The following is a 20,461-nucleotide window of genomic DNA, read 5'->3' as shown; positions in this document are numbered from 1 at the left end:
AACAACGGATGCGAAGCACCAAGCAAGACCCCGGCCCCGGAGGGGACGTGCGACGACGAGGCGGCGGCAGCCGCCACGAATCGGCCCCGCCGAACCGACCCAGGGCCACCACGGCACCAGCCCAACCCCACGACGCCCAACCCGCCAACCGCCCCCGACCACGAGCCAGCGAAGCCGACCAGGGCAGTGACGGCCACGTAGTGGACGGGCAACAACGGATGCGGAGCACCAAGCAAAAACCCCGGCCCCGGAGGGGACGAGCAACGACGAGACGACGGCCACCGCCACGACCCGGCCCCGCCGAACCGACCCAGGGCCACCACGCACCAGCCCAACACCACCACGCCAACCCGCCAACCGCCCTCGACCACGAATCAGCAAAGCCGACCAGGGCAGCAACCGCCACGTAGCTGACAGGCCCCGCCCCCAGGTACGGCAGCCGCCCAGTGGCCGTTCGGCGGAACCCCGCCCGGGTGTGCGTTCAGAGCCCTCAGAGTCGCCAGATCTCGGGTAGCCCCGCCTGGGCGCCTGTCGCCGAGTAGTCGTGTCCGACCTCGGCCAGCTCGTCCATCCGGGCCTGCCACGCGACGTTGACCGGTAGGTCGGCCAACTCCGCGAGCAGGCGCTCGTAGTCGTCGCAGTCGATCAGGTGGAACAGGTCCTGGCCGCTGCGCCAGATGCTCCACTCGTGCACGCCCGCCGCGCGGATCGCTGCGGTCAGCTCGGCGGGGACCTCGCGGTGGGCCTGTTCGTACTCGGCCTCGCGTCCCGCGTGCAGGCGGGTGTGTAGTGCCACGCGCATGTCGTTGCTCCTGGTTCGGGGGGGGTCCAGGTCGTCCCACACGACCTTGACATTGATCCGATCATTGGGTTTCAGTGGGCGAGTCAATCTTGCATATCGGCGTCATGTGGACCAGGGGTTCGGGCATTCGATCCCACATTGGTCGGATGACTTCATCGCCCTGCGTACCTCTGGAGTGACGTTTCGTGAAATTCCTGCGCGTCGGCGCCCCCGGCTTCGAGCGTCCCGCCGTGCTCGGTCCGGACGGCGGCGTACACGACCTGTCCTCGCTGACCGGCGACCTCGACGGCGCGTTCCTGGCCGGGGACGGGATCGCCCGAACCCGCGCCGCGCTCGCCGCCGGCGAACTGCCGAAGACGCCGAAGCTGCCGAAGCCGCCCACCCCCGCCCGGATCGGCGCCGCCCTCGCCCGCCCCGGCAAGGTCGTGTGCATCGGGCTCAACTACCGCGACCACGCCGAGGAGACCGGCGCCGAACTGCCCGCCGAACCGATCGTGTTCATGAAGGACCCCGGTACGGTGATCGGCCCGCACGACGAGGTGTTGGTACCCCGGGACAGCGTCAAGACCGACTGGGAGATCGAACTCGCCGTGGTGATCGGCGCGCGCGCCCGCTACCTGGAGTCCGACGCGGCGGCAGCCGAGTGCATCGCGGGCTATGCGATCAGCAACGACGTCTCCGAGCGCGAGTTCCAGTTGGAGCGCGGCGGGCAGTGGGACAAGGGCAAGTCGTGCGAGACGTTCAACCCGCTCGGCCCGTGGCTGGTGACCGCCGACGAGGTCGGCGATCCGCAGGCCCTCGAGCTGCGGCTATGGGTCAACGGCCAGTCCCGCCAGCACGGTTCCACCGCGAATATGATCTTCGGCGTCCACCACCTGGTCCGCTACCTGAGCCGCTTCATGGTCCTCGAACCCGGCGACGTGATCAACACCGGCACCCCCGCCGGCGTCGCACTCGGCCTGCCCGGCAACCCGTACCTGCGTGCCGGCGACGTCGTCGAACTGGAGATCACCGGCCCGAACGGCTCCCTCGGCCGCCAGCGGCAATCGATCGGGCAGGCATGAGGAACGAGACGAACGAGACCAAGAAAACCAAAAGAACCAAAGAAACCAAAGGAGCCAAAGAGCCAAACGCGACCAACCAACCAAACAAGCCCCCCGCAGCCGACCCCACCCCCCGCCTCGACGCCCACCACCACCTCTGGGACACCGGAACCGGCACGGACACCGCCACCGCCACCGACTCCAGCACCGCCACGGACTCCGCCGCCACCACCACCCACACCTACCCCTGGATGGACGGCCCCTGGGCCGACCCCCTCCGCGGCCGATTCGGCCCCGCCGAGCTGACCGTAGCCACCGGCCCCGGCGCCGCCACCATCGCCGTCCAGGCCCGCACCGACACCCACGAAACCCGTGAACTCCTCGCCATCGCCGCCGATCCACGGACACCCGTGGTCGCCGTGGTCGGCTGGGTCGACCTGACTCGCCCCGACGTCGCCGATCAAATCGCCGAGTTGCGCAGCGCGCCCGGCGGCCGACACCTCGTCGGTGTTCGGCACTTCGTCCAGGACGAGCCCGACCCGCGCTGGTTGTTGCGGCCCGATGTGGAGCGTTCGCTCGCCGCGTTGACCACCGCCGGCCTGACCTACGACCTGCTGGTGAAGCCGGCGCAGCTGCCCGCCGCGATCGAAGTGGCCCAGCGCCACCCCGAGTTGTCCTTCGTCCTCGATCACCTCGGCAAGCCGGAGATCGGCGCCGGCACCTGGCAGCCCTGGGCCGACACGATCGCGCGACTCGCCGCGCTGCCGAACGTCTCGGTCAAGCTGTCCGGCCTGGTCACCGAGGCGGACTGGCGGCACTGGACGATCGACCGGCTGCTCCCCTACGGCCGACACGCGCTGGCCCGCTTCGGCGCGAACCGCACCATGTTCGGCTCGGACTGGCCGGTCTGCACGCTGGCCGCGTCCTACGACACCGTCGTCTCGGTCGCCGACCGGGTCTGTGCCGAGCTCTCGGCCGCCGAGCGGGCACACGTGTTCGGCGCCACCGCCCGCCGCGTATACGGCTGCTGACGTCACGTCGGACATCGGCGGCGGATCGGCGGCCGACGGTCGGCGGTCGGCAACCGGCGGATCGGCGGATCGGCAATCGGCGGCGCACGGCACGGAGGAGCCATGCGCCGCCGGGACGAACCCGTGCCGACCCCCGTGCCTAGCCGCACGCCTCCAGGTACTTGTGCAGGATCAGCTTGGCCACCGAGGTGTGCGCCCCGATCGGCTCCGCCGCCGTGCACCCGGCCTGATCCGCGACCGCCGCGATCCGGCCGCCCTCGACGTCCGGCCCGAGCACATGCGGCGCCAGCGCTATCGAGGCCGCGCCCATCTCGCGCAGTCGCTCGGCCGCGGCCTCCACCGTCTTCGGGTCCCCCAGGTCGGCGGTCATCACCGGCAACGCGAGTCGGGCCGCGAGCAGTACGCCGGTCACCTCGGCGGCGGCCACCGCCTCCGGACCGCCGTCGGTGACCAGCACGATGCCCTCGGCGGCGGTCGCCACGCTGAACAGTCGGGCCCGGTCGGCCCGGGCCAGGCCGGCCTCGGACAGCCGCTCGTGCAGTACCTCGGCGAGCAGCGGATGCGGGCCGAGCACGCCGCAGCGCACGAACTCCCCCTCCGTAGCGGCGAGCACCGTCTCGATCCGGTCGGCGGCCTCGGCGTTGGGGCCGAGCAGAAGCGGGACGACGACCGCCGACGGCGCGCCGTGCAGCACGGCGGCCAGGTCGGTGCCGTCCTCCTCTATCACCACCGGCCGGATGTCCAGACCGGGCAGATCCGCGCCGGCCAGCAGCGCGACCTCGCCCACCAGGGCGATCAGGTCCGCGTTCGCCGGTCCGGGCACGGCGAGAATCAACGGTTTTGCGGCCTCCGGGAGTTCGTGGGAGTCGGGCCGACGGTGCCGTCCGCCCTGACGGGGTTGCGGCACTCGGGTGGGCAGACCTGGAGTGCGGGCGGGCAGCGGGGACGCTGCGTCCGAGGAGGAGCTCATGGGATCGAATTTTATGGAATCCGGCCAAAGCCTTCACAGCCGGACGCCAAGAGCAACAGGACTGTTACGGCCATGATCGGCGGCGACCCCGGCCGACCCGCTCAGATCCGGGTCGCCAATTGTGGATAGTCCACCACCAATCCCTCACGATCCACGAGCAGATCGCTGCTGAAGTCCCCGGATTCGTAGCGCACCCGGGCCCCGCCGGGCTCCACGCACAGGTGTGTGTACGTCTGCCAGGACGGCTGCACCACCAGCTCCGGCACGGCCACGAAGGCCATCAGGAACCGATGCCGCCCCGCCTCCTCGTGCAGCCCGTGGCGCAGGATCGGCATCGTGTTGGTGAGCGGACACAGGCCCAGATCGCAGTCGAGCGCGTCGACCAGGTCGGGACGCGGTACGCCGTCCACCGTCCACCCGTCGGCCGTGCGCCGCAGATCGAGGCGCCTGGTCTCGCCCGCGCCCTGCGCGACCACCCGCAATCGGGTCGTCACGTAGTCGTCCGCCGTCGCCAACTCGTAGGTGAGCCGATAGGAGCGCGGCGTCGTGCCCAGGGCCTCGCCCCGCGCACTGAGCCGGGACTCCCCCAACTCGACCCACGAGGTCTCCTGCCCGCCGCTCTCGGTCACCCGCCATGTCAGTACGCGCTCATCCGTCACGTGTGCATCGGTACCCCGAATCGGCCGCCCACACCAACGCATTTCCCGGCCCGGCCGCGCCTCGCTCAGCCGGCCGCCGCAGCCGCGGTCGCCAGCAGTTCGGGCAACGTCCCGGCGAACGAGGGGGCCATCCGCGCGGCGATCACCCGGGCCTCCAGGCTCGTGCCCAGGTATTCGCGGAGATACTCGGGCATCCGGGCCCGTTGCGTCTCGCGCAGCCGGGCGTCCTCCGCGTATCGCTGGATCCGGTTGTACAGTTCCAGCGCACGCTCGGCGCTGCTCGCGCCGTTGAACACCCGTTCGGCCAGCCCCGGAATCTTCGCCAACTCGATACGCAGCCGACGTACCTCGTTGGTGTACATGTCACCGCGCGCGACCGCCGGCACCCAGTCGCCGACCACCGGCCATCGCACGCGCAGCGCCTTGCCGTCCGCCTCCGCCGCGGCGACGATCGGGTCCGGACAACCCGGGAACGTGCTCAGCAAGCGCGCCGCCTCCTTACGCGGCGGCTCCTCGGCGCACGCGGCCCAACCCGTTTGCGGATAGCCCGGCACGGCAAGCCGAAAGCCCAACGGCGCGAGCCACTCGCCCTTGAACATCCGCTTGTCCAACGCCCGCGCGCACTCCGTCCGCATCCGCGCCCGACCCGCGTCCCCGGCCGCGAACAGCGCCCGCAGCCGCGCGGCCGTCGACGCTCGCAGCGGCAGGTCGTCGACCAGGCTCTCCGCCGCCGCCACGCCGTGCCGATCCCACAACCCGAGCAACGCACCCAGCAGCACTCCGCGATGCGCCGGCACCATGAACGGCTCGTGCTGCTTGCGCTGGTAGCTGTTGTGGAACAGCGGGCGCAGCGCCTCGATCCCGCCCTGCTCCCACCGCTCCATACACTTGGCCACACTCGTGCCCATGTTCCGCACCCGCAACATCGCGGCCCGCACCAGCTTGGGATCGCCGGACCACACACCGGGGCGCCGGTAGTGCGGGTTGTCCGACTGGATCACCCGCGCGATCGTGACCGGGTCGAGCGGGACCTCACCCGCACTCGCCATGATCAGGTTTCGTTCGCGCTCGCCGGCCCGGGGGTTGAGGTAGATCAGCGCGTTCAACTTCGGGTCGGCCAGGGCGAGCAGCGCGTCGTACGCGTCGGCGCGCGGATGGGTCGCGACGGCCAGCGCGGCGCGCTGCCGGGGCGTCGCGCGGCGCACCGCCTCGGCGACGATCGGGCCGGGCAGCCGGGCGCCGAAGTGCACCAGGTCGAGCACGGTACGCGGGCGCAGGTGCGGCACCAGTGCGGCCAGTCGCTCGGGGCGGGCGAACAGGAGCAGTTGCCGCCAGTCGACCGCGACCGCACGCGGCGGGGCCGGTATCGCCTCGGTGCCGCCCGCACCCGCCCCGGCCGCCTCGATCAGCTCGGCGACCGTGCCCTGGCAGTCCGGCAGCATCGCCAACAGGCGGGACCAGGCGCACGGATCGGCGCCCAGGTGCCGGTCCAGCAGCCCGGTCACCTCGGCCATCGGCCGCAGGTAGGCCTGGGCATCGTCGCTGCCGCAGTGCCGCAGGAAGCGCAGTACGGCGACGGCGGGGCCGGCCGTGGCCAGGATCTCGGTGGCCACCCGCACGTCCGAGTTCGGCGCGGCGATCCGGACCAGGTCGGCGCCGGTGCCGTGGCGGATCACCGAGGTGATCAGCGAGGCGGGCAGACCACCGGCCTCGCCCAGGTGCGGGGTGTAGGTGCCGCGCACCCGGGCGAACACCTCACCCTCGGCGTTGTCCAGCGCGGCGAGCAGCGCGAACGCGGCGGCATAGTGCATGTCGGAAGCCCTCTCGGGAGTCGGACCCGTTCGCGGTCGAACGGCGGCTGTCGAACGGTGGCTGTCGAACGGTGGCGGTATGCGGAACGGTCAGCCGCGCACCGCGGCGGCCGACGTGGTGACCAGTTCGGCCAGGCTGCCCTCGAACTCCCGAAGCAGGCGCAACGCGACCACGGCGAACGCCGTCCGGTCCGTCGGGGCCACCTGACCGTCGATCAGTTCGCGCAGCTCGTCCCGGAGTCGGCGGCCGGCCCGGGCGTCGGGGGCGATCGTGTCACGCCGGCCGAGCAGTTCGGCCGCCGGCGCGGCCCGCGGGCCGGTCAGCAGGTCGGCGATCGGCACTCGGCCGGTCGCCAGGGCGGTCGCGTAGTCGTGCTCGGCGGCGGTGTCCTGCCCGCGCGAGCGCGGATCGAACCAGTACACCGGGGTCGGCCAGGCACCACGTAGACGTGCGCCGTACGCGGGCCGCCCGGCGGTGCTCGCCGCGCGTCGCAACTCGGCCGGGCAGCCGTCCTGTTCGGCCAGCAGTGCCAACGCCCGGGCGGAAAACGCCCGGCGTCGGTGCGCCCGGGTCAGCTCGGTCCAGTCGACCACGGGCGTCTCCACCATCGGCCACTCCAGGGCGGGCAGGTAGCCGCGCAGTCGCCGGGTGAGCCGGCGAGCCCCGGTCGATCGGGCGATCTCCGCACGCAGCCGGGTGATCCCGGCGGGCGAGGACAACAGTTCGCGAAGGTGCGCGGCCGAGCGCTCGGGCAGGTTCAGCTCGGCGACCAGCTCGAGGGCCGCCTCGGCACCGGCGCGCTCGGACAGGCGCAGCAGGGCGATCAGCAACACCGAGCGATAGCGCGGCACCCGGAAGGGTTGCGGCGCGCGGCCGTCCGCTGTGGCTACCGGGTCGACGGTGTACACACGCAGTTCGTCGATGCCCTTCTCCTGCCAGATGGCCAGGCATTCGGGCAGGGTGAGCCGCACCGCGCGGCGCCCGAGCAGCGCGGCCCGCACCAAGAGCGGATCGCCCGACCACAGTGCGGGCACCCGGATCGTGCTCGCCCAGTCGTTGCACACCCGTTCGACCAGGGTCGGATGCAGCGGCGTCGCGCCCGTCATGATCCGCGCCCGCAGCGCCACGCCGGTGCGCGGATTGAGGTAGACCGCGGCGTTCGTCGCGGGATCGGCCAGGTCGAGCAGCGCGCCGGCCACCTCGGGCAGCGCGTGTCTGGCCGCGGCGAGCACCCGGCGCTGCGCGGGGGTGGCCCGGGCGACCACATCGGCGAGTACGTCGGCGGGCACCTCGGCGCCGAACCGGATCAGATCGCGCACGGTGTACGGGGGCAGCGCGGGCAGCAGTTCGGCCAACCCCTCCGCCGGCGCGAGCAACAACAACTGACGAAATTCCACCCGGAGTCGGGCCGACACCCGCAGTCCCGGCGCACCGTCGCCAACCCCCTCCCCCGGGTCCTCGCCCGCGCCCGCCGCCTCGATCGCCGCCGGCAGTGGCCCGTCGAAGGTGGGCAGCGACGCGAGCAGTCGACCCCACGCGGCGGCCGAGCCGCCGAGGTGACGGTCCATCAACTCGCCGACACCACGGGTGGCTTCGGTGTACGCACGCGGATTCTTGGCGGCCAGCCCGCGCAGTGCGCGCAGCGCGGGCAACACCGGCCCGGTGTACAACTCGGCGAGCGCGCCGCGCGGCAGGCCCAGGTTGCCCGCGATCGCGGACAGGGCCTGTTCGTCGGCCCGGCGCAGCGCGTCGCGGACCAGCGCCGGCGGCAACGCCTCGGTCTCCCGGAGGGCGGCCGGCAGCTCGTCCCGCATTCGTGCGAGGATCGACCCGTCGGCGTCGTTCATCTCGGCCAGCAGCGCGATGATGGCGGTCTTCGACACTCGTGCACCCTCCGTGGCGTCCTCACCAGGACGCTACGGGGTCCGGCCGACAAGAACTCGGCCGAGGTGCACCCGGGCGCTCGGCGCGCGGGTGCACCCCCTGCGTACCTCGGCTCAGCCGCTCGTCGTCGCGCACTGCCCACGATCGGCATACGCCGGGCCGTCGGCCGAGGGTCGGATGTCGAAGTCGAAGATCTCCGTCGGCACGTACAACGTCGCGCACGCGTTCGGGATGTCCACGACGCCGGAGAACCGGCCCTCGATCGGCGCCGCGCCCAGGATCAGATAGGCCTGCTCGGACGTGTAGCCGAACTTGGTCAGGTAGGTGATCGCGTTCAGGCAGGCCCGCCGGTAGGCCAACGTCGCGTCCAGGTAGCGCTGTTCGCCGTCCTCGGTGACCGAGAAGCCGGTGAAGGTCAGATACTCGCTGTACTGCGGCGCCGAGCGTCCCGGCAGGAAGATCGGGTTGGTGGTGACCCCGTACGTCTCCATGCCGCCCTTGAGCACCTCCACCCGCAGGTCGATGAACCCGCCCATCTCGATCGCGCCGCAGAAGGTGATCTCGCCGTCGCCCTGGCAGAAGTGCAGGTCGCCCACGGAGAGCTTGGCGCCGTCGACGAACACCGGGTAGAAGATCCGCGATCCGGCGGTCAGGTTCTTGATGTCCTGGTTGCCGCCGTTCTCGCGCGGCGGCGCGGTGCGCGCGGCCTCGCGGGCGGCGGCTGCGGCCTGCGCGGCGTCCAGCGAGCCGAGCACGGCCGCGATCGGCTCGGGCGGCAGGGACAGCGGCGGCACCCGGTTCGGGTCGGTGGCGCGCAACGCGCCCTCGCGGGCGTTCCATTCGGCGAGCAGCCGGGCGGAGGGCGCGGTGCCCATCAGGCCGGGGTGGATCATCCCGGTCAGCTCGACCCCGGGGATGTGCCGGGAGGTGGCCCGCTGCCCGTGGAAGTCCCAGACCGCCTTGTACGCGCCGGGGAAGTGGTCGGTGAGGAAGCCGCCGCCGTTCTCCTTCGCGAACAGGCCGGTGTAGCCCCAGCCCTGGCCGGCCACCGGGCCGGTCACCGAGAAGGTGTCGTCCTGCGGGCAGGCCCCGACGTCGAGGATGTCCACGATCAGCAGGTCGCCCGGTCGGGCACCCTCCACCCCGATCGGGCCGCTGAGTTGGTGCACCATGGTCAGGTCCGCGTCGCGTACGTCGTCGGCACTGTCGTTGTTGCCGATCGTGCCGTCGAACCACTCGCGACACTCGATCCGGAACTCCGCCCCGGGCTTGACCATCGTCACCGGCGGCACGTCCGGGTGCCAGCGGTTGTGGCCGAGCACCTTCTGCTCGCGAAACGGGCGGGACTGGTCGACACCGAATACGACCTCGGGCATGTGACTCCTCGAAGACTCGCAGGAACGGCGGCCGTTGACGATGCGTCAGGGCCGGGGCAGCCGTGCGTGCCGGGGGTCGCCCGGCCCGCGTACACCCGGCCGGGGCGGTGGGCCCGAGGTCACGGCGGGGGCATGCGCCGAGCGCTCCTCGGCGGCGGCGAGCCGCATGCCGCCGCCGGTGTTGCCGAGCCGGGGAGCGGTCCAGACCCGTCTGCCGGGCACCGCGCACACGGGACATCGCTCGGCCGCCCGGGCCTCGCCCAACGGGCGGCTCAGCTCGAAGTCGCCACAGTCCGCGCATCGGTACACGTAGGTCGCCACAACCGCTCCTCACCTGGTCGCCGGGTGTGCCAGGAAGCAGAACACAGCGCCGACCAAAAGAAAACGGCCGACACGCGGGTTGGACCTGACGCATGGTCAATTCGAGCGCTCCATGGTTGCATCACGCTGTCGATCAGCACGTTCCGGAGGTCCGATGACACAACGTGTGGCCCTCGTCGTCGGCACCGCCGCCATCGGCAAGGCGGTGGCCCTACGGCTGGCCGGGGACGGGTACGAGGTGATCCTGGTCGATGCCGCGGACTCCGAGCGGGCGGCGGAAGCGGTCGTGGGGACCGGCGGACGGGCCGGCGAACGGGCCGACGGGCGGGGCGGCGAACCGACCGGCAGGCCGGCCGACGACCGGGACGCGGCGCAAGGCGGCGGCCGGGCAAGCGGGCGGGCCGAGGCGCAGGCCGACCCACAGGACGACCGGTGGGTCCGCGGTATCCCCATCCCCGTCGACCTCGGCGACCCCCGGCGGCTTCGGGCTGCGCTTTCGGCGTCGGCGGCGCGCGATGCGGTGGATGTGATCGTCCATACCCTGTTGCCCGGCGACGCGTTCGTGCCGCGGGCCCTGGCCGCGCTCGGGGACGACGAGTGGCGGCGGTTGGCGGAGGATCCGGTTCGGCACGGCCTGACCGTGCTTCAGGTCGCCCACGGGTTGCTCGCCCCACGGCGCGGCCGGTTCGTACTGGTCGTGCCCGCCGTCGCCCTCGAAGGCGCCGCCGAACTCGTCCCGTTGGCCACCGCCGCCGAGGCGCTGCGCGCGCTGGCCAAGTCGGCGGCCCGCCGCTGGGCCGCCGACGGCATCACCGTCAACATCGTCACGCCCGACGTATTCGCCTACGGCGCCGAGCACTTGCGCGGCACCGACGTCGACCGGAACGAGGCGGTCCTGCCCGGCCCCCGGACCACCCGGGACGTCGCCGACGCGGTGGCACTCCTGCTCGCCCCGGACGCCGCCCGGCTGACCGGCACCACCCTGATCGTCGACGGAGGAGCGCTGATGACGCCGTGACGGAACACGTGGCGTTGGTGACCGGCGCGGCGGCCGGCCTCGGCCGAGGCATCGCCCTGGCCCTGGCGGCGGCCGGCTCCACCGTCGTGGTGACCGCGCGACGCCTGGCGGCCGGCGTCGAGGTGGTCGAGGAGATCACCGCCCGCGGCGACACCGGCTGGGCGACCGAATGCGACGTCACCTCGCCGGAGTCGGTCCGCACCGCGATCGAGGCGAGCGCCGCCCGATTCGGCCGACTGGACGCGGTGGTACACAACGCGACCTCGCGCCGCTCCGCTGAGCCGGTGGATCTGGCGCAGGCCGAGCCCGAGTTGTGGCGCGAGCACGCCGCCGTATCGCTCACCGGCTCGTTCATCGTGGCCCGCGCGGCCTACCCCCATCTGCGCGCCACCGAAGGCGCGTTGCTCCTGCTCACCTCCCCCGCCGGCATGCGCGGCAGCGCGAATCTGGCCTTCTACGCCGGCGTCAAGGGCGCCCAACGCGGCTTCGTCAAGGCGCTGGCCCGGGAGTGGGGCCCGACCGGCGTCCGGGTCAACGGCCTGGCACCGCTGGCGGTGACCCCGGCCCTGGCCGCCGCGTTCGCCGCGGACCCGACCATGGAGTCGCGGATCGCGGACCGGGTGCCGATGCGCCGCGTCGGCGACCCGGAGACCGACATCGGCGGCCCCGCCGTGTTCCTGTGCGGCCCGGCCTCCCGCTACGTCACCGGCCAGACCCTGATCGTCAACGGAGGCCGCGACACCTTCCTCTGATCCCGCGAGTCCCGTGCCGCCCGCACTTCCCGGCCCCGCCCCGGCCCGGCCTCCCTCCGGCTGCCGATTTCCCACCAACTCCCTTGATACGCCCGCATATAGCACAAGAATCCGCTTTCCTACAAGAGAGAGCACCGTGTGGTAACCGAGCGATCACCCGTCTAACCTGACCGGATCGCCGAGCGGAACGAGGGGGCGCCCGTTCCATGTCCAGCACCGCAGCGCCGGCCGGCGCGGCACCGCCGATCACGACCCGGTCGATCGTGGGCCGTCCGCGCCGGATCCGGGCCCGGTTGCCCTCCTCCACGCCGGGCCGGTTGGTCGCCCTCGCGCTGCTCGTGGTGCTCGCGCTGATCCCGGTCTGCACCCTGTCCGTACTGATAGCGGACCGCTCCCGAACCACCACCGCGGATCTGAAGGACCGTCAAGTCCCCGGTGTCCTGGCCCTGGACCAGGCCGCGTCCGCGCTGACCGAGGCGGATCGGGCCGCCGCCACGAGCCTGGTGTCCGGCGCATTCGCGCTGACCGGTCCGGGGCAGGACTACCAGGACGCGGTCAAGCGGGCCAACCGCTTCCTCACCCAGGCCGCCGATCTGCATCGCGACGACGCCGCCGCCCGCGCCCGGCTGACCGGGGTGAACGCGCTGCTGGTCGAGTACACGATGCTGGTCGGCCTGGCGCAGACCGGCGACGCCGGGCCACTGTCCCTGGCCAACGTGTTCTACGCGGCCGACCTGCGGCGCTCGATCGTGGACTCCCTCTACGACCAGCGCCGGGCGGATCTGGCCGACATCCGGGCGGCCCGCTCGACCTGGTGGGTCGGCACGTATGTCGCGGTCCCGTTCGGCGCCACCGCGTTTGTCGCGCTGCTCCTGGTGTTGTTCGCGCACCGCTACGTCCGCCGGCGCTTCCACCGCCGGACCAATCCGCCGCTCCTCCTGGCCGCCGCCGCGCTCGCCGCGCTGATCGCCTGGACCGTGCTGCACGCACAGACCACGCACGACCGGCTGGCCGAGGCGGCCGGGCGCGGGGTCACCGAGCAGTCCGCGCTGTGGCAGGCGCGGACCGCCGTACACGAGGTGGTCGGCACCGCCGCGCTCGACCTGGCCTCCGGCGGCGTGCCGCGCAACAACCCGGTCAGGGCCGGGCTCACCCTGCGCGATCTGGCCGAACCGCTGCCGTCCGCCGACCGGATCGAGGGTGTGCGGACCGGCGCCGACCCCCGGTTCGGCGGCCTGATCGCCACCGCGCTGGCCCAGGACCACTCACCGGCGCTGCGCGAGGCGGGCGCCCGGGCGCTCACCGCGCTGGCCGCGTTGCGCGACGCCGGCGACCGGGAACGGGCCCAGGCACCGCACGACGGCACGCGCGTGGTCGGCCCCGGGGCGGCGCTGCTGACCGGCCGGGCCCCGGATCGGATGTCCGGCGCGGCGGACGCGGCGGAGGCCGCGTTGACCGACGCGCTGATCGCCGGCCGGACGAGCGCCGACGCGGCGCTGACCGAGGCCGCCGACGACGGCGGACTCACCCTCGGCGGTCCGGTGGTCTGCGCGGCCGTGCTGGTCCTGGCCCTGCTGGGCCTGCTGTTGCGCCGCTTCGAGTACGGGAGGCACCGGTGATCGCCATCGGCCGACGCGAGTCCACGATCGGCCGACCGGGGTCCGGGGCCGGTCGGCGGGAGTCCGGATTCGGCCCGCGCACGTCCACGTCCGACCCGCGCACGTCCAAGTCCGGTCGCCGGCAGGCCGCGTTCCGCCGCCGGCGGTTCGCGCTCGGCGCCCTGCTCGTGGTCGGCGCGGTGCTCGCGCCGATGGTGTCCTGTTCGCCCCAGCGGTCGACCCAGGTGGTCCACGTGCTGGGCACCTGGGAGGACGCGGAGCGCCGGGCGTTCGAGGACGTGGTGGCCCCGTTCGAGCGGGAGACCGGGATCGACGTGCGCTTCGAGGGCTCCCGGGACGTCGCGGCGGTGGTGGCCGGTCGGGTCGAGGAGGGCAATCCGCCGGAGATCGCGGTACTCAGCTCGCCGGGCGATCTGCTGCGCTACGCCAAGATGAACAAGCTCATCCCGCTGGACTGGATCCGCCCCGGCTACGCGCCCGAGTGGCTGGCGCCGGGCCGGGTCGACGGTCGGCAACTCGCGGTGGTGCTCAAGGCCACGCTCAAGAGCACGATCTGGTTCAACCCGGCCAAACTGGCCCGGGTCGGCGACCCGATTCCCGCGTCGTGGTCGAACCTGCTGGCCACCACCGCGAAGTTGCGGGCCTCCGGGGCGACTCCGTGGTGTGTGGGACTGGCCTCCAGCACCACGTCGGGCTGGCCCGGCACGGACTGGATCGAGGACCTGGTACTGGCCCGCTCGGGGCCGGACGTCTACGACGCCTGGGTCCGGGGGCAACTGTCCTGGGCGGCACCGGAGATCCGCGCCGCGTGGCAGAGCTGGGGCGAGTTGCTGAACCCGCCGGACACCGTGCTCGGCGGCCCGATCGGCGAGTTGCTGACCGGCTTCGACAAGTCGGCGGAGCTGCTCGACCCGCACGGGGGTTGTGTGTTCGACCACCAGGGCTCGTTCGTGTCCGGCACCTACGCGGCCCGGACGCCGCCGGGCGCGCCGCGCGGCTACGACGAGTTCGCCTTCCCCGGCTTCGGCACCCCCGCGCCGCGCGAGGTCGCGGGCGACGTCGCGGCGATGTTCCACTCGACCCCGGCGGCCCGCCGACTGCTCGACTACCTCACCGGGACGAAGGCGCAGGAGTTGTGGGTCAGGTCGGGCACGGCGCTGTCCCCCGACCGCAACGTGTCGCCGGACGCCTACCACGACGAGGTGACCGAACGACTCGGCACCGCGCTGGCCGGCGCACCCGCGATCCGCTTCGACGCGTCCGACCTGATGCCCACCACGATGCGCGACGCGTTCCAACGGGCGGTGTCGGCCTACGTGTCCGCGCCGGCGAACCTGGACCGGATCCTGAACGACCTCGACCAGGTGCGGGCCACCGCGTACTGACCGGCCGCCGGGAGGGGGACGACGCGGGCCCGCCCCGGCCGGGCCCGCCTCGTCTCGAAGTGTTCGCCACGCTCCCTGGCGAACACCTGCAATCTTGGCCCCTCGACGGGCTACTCATGCGTATCCACAGTGAAGTTCTTGAGAATTTTACTTTTCTCCGCACAACCGTCGAGGTATTTGCCCCTATTTTCGGGGTTCGTTCCCGACAGAACCTCACTCCTCCAGCGTGTCCCGGGCAATGCTCGCCAAACCGGTCACAAGGAACTCGATTCGCGCCCGAAGCTCACCGGCCGGATCCGCGGCACGACACAGCGCACTTGCCGCGCGATACCCGGCGACCACTTCGACCACGGTCGGCAACCCGGGCCCGGCGTCCGGCAGATGCCCACCGCACCGGCGCACGGCAGTCGGCCGGCGGCACCTACTCCGCGTCGAGCGGCCCACGCAGGTCTGCCACCAACCGCTGCATACGATCGGCGAGATCGGTGAGTTCCTCGGGCGTCCAATCCGCCAACTGCCCGGCCAACATCTCGTCGTTGGCCGTCACGAACGACCGGTACGCCTCGTGCCCACGCTCCGTGGCCTCCAACAGCGCCACCCGGCCGTCGTCGGGATCGGCCACCCGGACCGTGTAGCCGCCCTCCTCCAGGATCCGTATCTGCCGACTCAACGCGGCCGGTTGGATGTCCGCGCGCTCGGCCAGTTCGGTCGGCCGGATCGGCCCGAAGTCGATGATGCGGTGCAGCACACCGATCGCGACCAGGCTCAACGGCACACCGGAACGCTCCACATGCAGCGCGTCCAGCCGGCGGCTGCTCATCAGCCGGCGGATCGAGCTGATCGCCTCGTTGATCCTGCGTCGGCTCTCCACGTCGGTCATGAGCGCCAGCGTACGGCCGGCCTGTCGGGCGGCTTCGCCGCCGGCTCGCGAGATACCGCTTTTTGCTCCCCCGCTTCGCTCCTCCGCAAAAAGCGGCACCTCGCTCGGGGTGGTGTGTCCCTCCGCTTCGCTCCGGGCCACCCCACCCAAACCTGCGGCTCCGCCGCTCTCCGCGCTCCGCGCGTCGATCACTTGGGGTGGCCCATCTCGTGGGCGCTGACGCGCCGGGGGGTGTGACCATCGGAGCCAATCACCGCCACCCCCTGTCCGGAGCGGGCCTTCGTCCCCAACACTGATCTCCGTGCATGCCGAGGTGGTCGTCGACGACCCACGAAACGATTCCGGAGAGCGCGCGTTCGCGCTCACCACGCCCGAGGCCGCCGTCGTGGTGGCCGCCGCGCTGACCGAACCGGTGGGCGGGTGCGGGCACGGCATGGACTGGTTCCTGCGCCGCCTCGGGGTGCACCTGCTCGCGAGGTTGACCGACCGCCCGGACCGGGGCCTCACCGACTGCCTGGCCGACACGATCGCCGAGACCGCCGCCCTGCACGGCGCCCGCTGCGACCTCGCCCACGACGCGACGCCGGCCGCTTCGGTGGTGGCGTGCCGGGTGCTGCCCCACGACCTGCAATACCTGATCCTGGGCCCCGGCGTGGTCCACCTCCACCACGACGGCGGCCCACCGAGCCGAATGACCGGCCCCGACGGCCCCTTGGCCGCGGTACGAGCCCGCCCGACCATCGCCACCCACGCCACGACGGGCTCGGCCCGCCTGACCTCCATAACCGCCGCATCCCTGACCACGGACCCCACCAACCACCCCTCGGCCCAAATCACCCTGACCTTTTAGCCCTTGTCGGGCGGCTTCGCCGCCGGCTCGCGAGATACCGCTTTTTTGCTCCCCCGCTTCGCTCCTCCGCAAAAAGCGGCACCTCGCTCGGGGCGCGGCGTCCCTCCGCTTCGCTCCGGGCCACCCCACCCAAACCTGCGGCTCCGCCGCTCTCCGCGCTCCGCGCGTCGATCACTCGGGCGGGCCCACCTCGCGGGCGCCGACGCACCAACCCGCAGCGCGCCCGTCCGCGACCTGGGGCAGCCCACCCAAAACCGCAACCAATCCACCAAATCCCGAGCAACCACCCGAGCGGGCTACAAGGCCAGACCAGGCCACCCCGCAGCCTCTGAAACCCCAGCCATCGAACCAAACGCCACGGGTGGAGCGGGCGGGCAAACCACCCAACCCAACCAAAACGCACCCGCAACAACCACACCCATCAGGGCCATGCGGCCACGAACTACCCACGCCAAGCAAAACTCGGCACTCGCCGCTCCGTGAACGCGGCCAACCCCTCCCGGACGTCCGCCGACCCACGCGACTCGGCCTCCCACGTCGCCCGCCACGTCGCAAGCCGATCCTCGTCGGCGGCAGCCAACGGCGTCGACAGGAGATCCTTCGCCGCCCGGACCGTCAACTGCGACCTCGACGCGATCGTCCGGGCGAAGGTGTACACCCTCTCCTCGGCCTCGTCCGGCCCGAACACATCGTCCACCAACCCGACCCGCAACGCGTGCGCCGCGTCGATCAACTCGGCCGAGAACAACAGGTACTTGGCCGTGGACACCCCCACCAACCGGGCCAGCCGCGCCGTCGACACCGCGTCGTAGACGATCCCGAGCTTCGCCGGCGTCACCCCGAACCGCGCCGTCGAGTCCGCGAAGCGCAGGTCACAGGCCGCCGCGAGCTGACACCCGCCGCCCACGCAAGGCCCCTGTACGAAGGCGATCGTCGGCTTGCCGAACCCCGCCAACGCCCGCTCCGCGGCCGCGTTCAGCGCATGGAACGCGTCCGCCGCCTCGGCCGTCGCGTAATGCCCCCGCAGTTCCCGGATGTCCGCCCCCGCCGAGAACACCCCATCGGTGCCGGTCAGCACGAGCACGCTGACCTCACGATCCGCCTCGAGCCCGGCCAACAACCCCGGCAAGGCCCCCCACATGGCGGCGGTCAACGCCCCCCGAGCCTGCGGCCGGTCGATCCGCAACGTCGCGATCCCACCGTCGACCTCGACCACAAGCCCATCGACCCCGCCCATAGCGCCACCTCTCCGCACCGCCCGAAACCCGCACCCAACCCAAGCGCCCGCACGTCCCACCGGATCATGTCCCGCACGCCGCCCGAATCCCACATCCCTCGAACCCCCCGCGACGGGTGGGCGGGTGGACGGGCGGGCCACCCAAACCCCCTACCGCCCCGCCGCCCCCACCTCTTCGTGCCCGGGATCCAACGGCGGCCCGGCCATGTCGCAGCCCATGCGCACGCACGGTTGCGCGCCCTTGACACCCGGCTCGCCCGTTTCGCTCGCCCCCAACACCCCCGCCGAGATGGTGAACCACGCCACCGCCGACCCCACCACGAGCAACCCCGCGCAGATCCACAACGCCCGGTCGAACCCCGTGTCGACCACCCCCGGGTCGCGGTATCCGTCGCCGGACAGGCCGACCAGCGCCGGCAGCCCGGCCACCGTGAGCAGCCCCGCCGCCCGCGCCGCCGCGTTGTTGACGCCGCTCGCGATGCCCGCGCGCGTGACGTCGACCGACGCCAGCACCGTCGCCGTCAACGGCGCGACCAGCACCGCCAGTCCCAGACCGAAGACCAACACACCCGGCAGGACATCGACCACATAGGAGGCGTCCGGGCCCACCCGCAGCAGCGACAACAACCCGCCCGCGCACACCAGCGGCCCCACGGTCAGCTGCCAACGCGGCCCGATCCGGCGAGCCAGATCCGCCGAACGTGCGGACAGCAGCAACATCACCACCGTCACCGGCAACAGTGCCAACCCCGCCGACTGCGCCGAATAGCCCGCGACCGTCTGGAGTTCGAGCACCAGCAGCAGCATGAACGCGCCCAGCGCGCCGTACACGAACAGGGTCACGATGTTGACCGATGTAAACAACCGGACCCGGAAGATGCCCAGCGGCAACATCGGCTCCCGGGTACGCCGCTCCACCAACACGAACGCCACCCCCGCCACCACCCCCGCCACGCCCGCGATCCCCGCCGCGACCGGGCTGGTCTGCGCCTCCACCAGCGCCCAGGTCACCCCCGCCAACGCCAATGCGGCAAGGGCCGCGCCGGGTACGTCGAAGCGCCCGCGTGGTTGCGGGTCGAACGTCTCCGGGACGGTGCGCAGCGCGACCACGATGGTCACCGCGGCCAGTGGCAGATTGATCAGGAAGACCCAGCGCCAACTCACCGCGTCCACCAGCCAGCCGCCCAGGAACGGCCCGATCGCACTCGCCACGCCGCCCAGCCCGGACCAGGTGCCCACCGCGCGGGCCCGGTCGTCGGCATGGAACGTGGCCTGGATGATGGCCAGCGATCCGGGCGTGAGCAACGCGCCGCCGATGCCCTGGAGCGCCCGTGCGGCGATCAGCGTCTCGACGTTCGGCGCGATCCCGCACAGCAGCGAGGCCAGCGCGAACCAGGCCACGCCGATCACGAACACCCGGCGCCGCCCGTACCGGTCCCCGAGCGCGCCGCCGAGCAGGATCAGCCCGGCCAGGGTGAGGGTGTACGCGTTGACCGTCCACTGCAGCGCCGCGAGGGAGGTGCCGAAGGACCGTCCGATGGTGGGCAACGCGACGTTGACCACGGTCGAGTCGAGCATCGCCATGCCGGAGCCGAGCACGGTGGCCAGCAGCACCCACCGGCCGGCGGACGTCTTGGCGCGGATGCCCCCGGAGGGGAAGGAGACGGGCATCTGTGCATCATGCCCGCCGGCGACCGCGAACTACCGCGCTATCCGCGGCGCCGGGATCCGGCGCGCCAACCGCTCCTGTGGATCGTGCCCCGGGCCGGGCAACACCGCGAGCGCGAAGATCATCAGCAATACCGCGACCACCGCGTCCATCCAGTAATGGTTCGCCGTCACCACGACCACCATCAGGGTGATCACCGGATGCAGCCACACCACCCAGCTCGCCACCTTGCGACCGGTGCCGGCGGTATGCCACACGGACGCTATCGCCAGCGCGACCACCACCGCCCAGCCCACGTGCAGCGACGGCATCGCGGCGAACTGGTTGGCGATCTTGGCGCCCGCGCCGGAATACGGCGAGTCGCCCGCGTCCATGCCGGTGTCGGTGAAGCCCGGCATCTTCCGCGGCGGAGCCAGCGGGACCAGGATGTGGATGATCAGCGCGGCGCCGGTCATCATCGCCAGGATGTTGCGCACCCACCGGTAGTGCTCACGATGGCGGATCCACAACCACAGCAGCACCCCGACGGTGGCCGGGAAGTGCACGTACGCGTAGTACTTGTTGCAGAACGTCACCGCCGCGTGCGACTGCATGAACCAGTCCTGGATCGCCGCCTCGTCCGGCAGGCGCAGGTTCTGCTGCATGGTCAGCAGTTGCTTGGCGTTCGCGAACGCCGTGGACTCCTCGCCCGAGGCCAGGCCGCGGCCGAGCTTGTACACCCCGAACAGCAGCGCGACCAGGAGCAGTTCGCGCGCCGCGTCCTTGAGGGTGCGCTTGCGGCGCGCCTTCGCCGCCGCCTCGTCCGCGCCCGGGTCCGCCGCCGGCCGCTCGGCCGCCCGATCGACCTCCGTCACCGAAGCCGCCTGCGTGGTCGGCGACGCCTGCGCGCGTCGCCGGACCTCGTGGGAAGGATCCTCCGTGACGTCTGCCTTCACCACGTCCCCCTGCTGTCGGTTGTGCCGGTAGCCGTCGGTCGGCCGCTCGATCCTGTCCGTCGCCGCCCGGAACGGGGGCCACTTCCCCGCTCGCGCACCGCCCCGGATCGCGGGTGTTCGGTGTCCTGCGGCAACGCTTCAGTCAGGGTAGACGGATCAGGTTAGACCGATCCTCCCCCTGAAGTACCAATCCCGAGCGACTCGTGTGGGGTACCCGA

General features: G+C 72.3%; 18 protein-coding genes. 7 read left to right on the top strand and 11 right to left on the bottom strand.

What is annotated here, in order from left to right; translation table 11 throughout:
* Window positions 1-490: 490 nt before the first annotated feature.
* A complete protein-coding gene (locus ABIA38_RS30740; RefSeq protein ID WP_424642133.1) occupies window positions 491-802 on the bottom strand; it encodes an L-rhamnose mutarotase in 312 nt (103 codons plus the stop codon).
* A gap of 185 nt (window positions 803-987) precedes the next feature.
* Between ABIA38_RS30740 and ABIA38_RS30735 the strand changes: the two genes are divergently transcribed.
* Together ABIA38_RS30735 and ABIA38_RS30730 are read left to right on the top strand one after the other, a co-directional pair.
* The gene (locus ABIA38_RS30735; RefSeq protein WP_424642132.1) at window positions 988-1,866 is read left to right on the top strand and encodes a fumarylacetoacetate hydrolase family protein; all 879 of its coding nucleotides are present in this window, start codon (window positions 988-990) and stop codon (window positions 1,864-1,866) included.
* Window positions 1,863-2,876 (top strand): amidohydrolase family protein, encoded by a 1,014-nt coding sequence (locus ABIA38_RS30730; protein ID WP_424642131.1) that lies wholly within the window; start codon window positions 1,863-1,865, stop codon window positions 2,874-2,876. The genes ABIA38_RS30735 and ABIA38_RS30730 overlap by 4 nt, the downstream gene beginning before the upstream one ends.
* A 139-nt stretch (window positions 2,877-3,015) precedes the next feature.
* Here the strand turns inward: ABIA38_RS30730 and ABIA38_RS30725 are convergent, their stop codons facing one another.
* The 6 genes from ABIA38_RS30725 to ABIA38_RS30700 all read right to left on the bottom strand — a co-directional run bounded on the left by ABIA38_RS30725 (window position 3,016) and on the right by ABIA38_RS30700 (window position 9,898).
* Entirely contained in the window at window positions 3,016-3,846 is an 831-nt protein-coding gene (locus ABIA38_RS30725; RefSeq protein ID WP_424642130.1) for a sirohydrochlorin chelatase, read from the bottom strand.
* Between the two features lie 101 nt (window positions 3,847-3,947).
* Entirely contained in the window at window positions 3,948-4,505 is a 558-nt protein-coding gene (locus tag ABIA38_RS30720; protein WP_424642129.1) for a putative glycolipid-binding domain-containing protein, read from the bottom strand.
* A 65-nt stretch (window positions 4,506-4,570) separates the two neighbouring features.
* On the bottom strand, window positions 4,571-6,316 hold the full coding sequence (locus ABIA38_RS30715; RefSeq protein ID WP_424642128.1) for a hypothetical protein: 1,746 nt from the start codon (window positions 6,314-6,316) through the stop codon (window positions 4,571-4,573).
* Window positions 6,317-6,406: 90 nt separating this feature from the next.
* Window positions 6,407-8,200, bottom strand: a complete 1,794-nt coding sequence (locus ABIA38_RS30710; RefSeq protein ID WP_424642127.1) for a hypothetical protein — start codon at window positions 8,198-8,200, stop codon at window positions 6,407-6,409.
* Between the two features lie 114 nt (window positions 8,201-8,314).
* Window positions 8,315-9,577 carry a formamidase gene (fmdA, locus tag ABIA38_RS30705; protein ID WP_424642126.1) on the bottom strand — a complete coding sequence of 421 codons (1,263 nt, stop codon included), beginning with the start codon at window positions 9,575-9,577 and terminating at the stop codon, window positions 8,315-8,317.
* Between the two features lie 45 nt (window positions 9,578-9,622).
* The gene (locus ABIA38_RS30700; protein ID WP_424642125.1) at window positions 9,623-9,898 is read right to left on the bottom strand and encodes an FmdB family zinc ribbon protein; all 276 of its coding nucleotides are present in this window, start codon (window positions 9,896-9,898) and stop codon (window positions 9,623-9,625) included.
* A gap of 154 nt (window positions 9,899-10,052) precedes the next feature.
* Here ABIA38_RS30700 and ABIA38_RS30695 point away from each other — a divergent pair, with 154 nt between their 5' ends.
* From ABIA38_RS30695 to ABIA38_RS30680, 4 genes are all read left to right on the top strand, one after another.
* Window positions 10,053-10,916: an SDR family oxidoreductase gene (locus ABIA38_RS30695; RefSeq protein ID WP_424642123.1), complete on the top strand. Its 864-nt coding sequence runs from the start codon at window positions 10,053-10,055 to the stop codon at window positions 10,914-10,916.
* Window positions 10,913-11,668 carry an SDR family NAD(P)-dependent oxidoreductase gene (locus ABIA38_RS30690; protein ID WP_424642122.1) on the top strand — a complete coding sequence of 252 codons (756 nt, stop codon included), beginning with the start codon at window positions 10,913-10,915 and terminating at the stop codon, window positions 11,666-11,668. Before ABIA38_RS30695 ends, ABIA38_RS30690 begins: the two co-directional genes overlap by 4 nt.
* A gap of 206 nt (window positions 11,669-11,874) precedes the next feature.
* Window positions 11,875-13,287 (top strand): hypothetical protein, encoded by a 1,413-nt coding sequence (locus ABIA38_RS30685; RefSeq protein WP_424642121.1) that lies wholly within the window; start codon window positions 11,875-11,877, stop codon window positions 13,285-13,287.
* The gene (locus ABIA38_RS30680; RefSeq protein WP_424642120.1) at window positions 13,284-14,672 is read left to right on the top strand and encodes an ABC transporter substrate-binding protein; all 1,389 of its coding nucleotides are present in this window, start codon (window positions 13,284-13,286) and stop codon (window positions 14,670-14,672) included. The genes ABIA38_RS30685 and ABIA38_RS30680 overlap by 4 nt, the downstream gene beginning before the upstream one ends.
* A 421-nt stretch (window positions 14,673-15,093) precedes the next feature.
* On the opposite strand, the gene ABIA38_RS30675 is transcribed toward ABIA38_RS30680, so the two are convergent.
* Entirely contained in the window at window positions 15,094-15,552 is a 459-nt protein-coding gene (locus ABIA38_RS30675) for a MarR family winged helix-turn-helix transcriptional regulator (RefSeq protein WP_424642119.1), read from the bottom strand.
* 301 nt (window positions 15,553-15,853) lie between these two features.
* On the opposite strand from ABIA38_RS30675, the gene ABIA38_RS30670 reads away from it, so the two are divergent.
* Window positions 15,854-16,402, top strand: a complete 549-nt coding sequence (locus tag ABIA38_RS30670; RefSeq protein ID WP_424642118.1) for a hypothetical protein — start codon at window positions 15,854-15,856, stop codon at window positions 16,400-16,402.
* A gap of 442 nt (window positions 16,403-16,844) precedes the next feature.
* On the opposite strand, the gene ABIA38_RS30665 is transcribed toward ABIA38_RS30670, so the two are convergent.
* The 3 genes from ABIA38_RS30665 to ABIA38_RS30655 form a co-directional block, all read right to left on the bottom strand.
* Complete coding sequence (locus tag ABIA38_RS30665; RefSeq protein ID WP_424642117.1) at window positions 16,845-17,639, bottom strand: enoyl-CoA hydratase/isomerase family protein; 795 nt, start codon at window positions 17,637-17,639, stop codon at window positions 16,845-16,847.
* 150 nt (window positions 17,640-17,789) lie between these two features.
* On the bottom strand, window positions 17,790-19,310 hold the full coding sequence (locus ABIA38_RS30660; RefSeq protein WP_424642116.1) for an MFS transporter: 1,521 nt from the start codon (window positions 19,308-19,310) through the stop codon (window positions 17,790-17,792).
* Window positions 19,311-19,340: 30 nt separating this feature from the next.
* Window positions 19,341-20,162, bottom strand: a complete 822-nt coding sequence (locus ABIA38_RS30655; protein ID WP_424642115.1) for a phosphatase PAP2 family protein — start codon at window positions 20,160-20,162, stop codon at window positions 19,341-19,343.
* Between the last annotated feature and the right edge of the window lie 299 nt (window positions 20,163-20,461).

Origin of the sequence: Embleya sp. AB8, from assembly GCF_049739465.1 — a bacterium.
Classification (GTDB): domain Bacteria; phylum Actinomycetota; class Actinomycetes; order Streptomycetales; family Streptomycetaceae; genus Embleya.
The sequence above is the reverse complement of the archived record's forward strand: the minus strand, read 5'-3'. Positions and strand labels throughout refer to the sequence as shown.

Coding starts and splice junctions, on each gene's coding strand:
- ABIA38_RS30740 (WP_424642133.1), bottom strand. CDS start 802: ATGCGCGTGGCACTACACACCCGCCTGCACGCGGGACGCGAGGCCGAG.
- ABIA38_RS30730 (WP_424642131.1), top strand. CDS start 1,863: ATGAGGAACGAGACGAACGAGACCAAGAAAACCAAAAGAACCAAAGAA.
- ABIA38_RS30725 (WP_424642130.1), bottom strand. CDS start 3,846: ATGAGCTCCTCCTCGGACGCAGCGTCCCCGCTGCCCGCCCGCACTCCA.
- ABIA38_RS30715 (WP_424642128.1), bottom strand. CDS start 6,316: ATGCACTATGCCGCCGCGTTCGCGCTGCTCGCCGCGCTGGACAACGCC.
- fmdA (WP_424642126.1), bottom strand. CDS start 9,577: ATGCCCGAGGTCGTATTCGGTGTCGACCAGTCCCGCCCGTTTCGCGAG.
- ABIA38_RS30695 (WP_424642123.1), top strand. CDS start 10,053: ATGACACAACGTGTGGCCCTCGTCGTCGGCACCGCCGCCATCGGCAAG.
- ABIA38_RS30685 (WP_424642121.1), top strand. CDS start 11,875: ATGTCCAGCACCGCAGCGCCGGCCGGCGCGGCACCGCCGATCACGACC.
- ABIA38_RS30675 (WP_424642119.1), bottom strand. CDS start 15,552: ATGACCGACGTGGAGAGCCGACGCAGGATCAACGAGGCGATCAGCTCG.
- ABIA38_RS30665 (WP_424642117.1), bottom strand. CDS start 17,639: ATGGGCGGGGTCGATGGGCTTGTGGTCGAGGTCGACGGTGGGATCGCG.
- ABIA38_RS30660 (WP_424642116.1), bottom strand. CDS start 19,310: ATGCCCGTCTCCTTCCCCTCCGGGGGCATCCGCGCCAAGACGTCCGCC.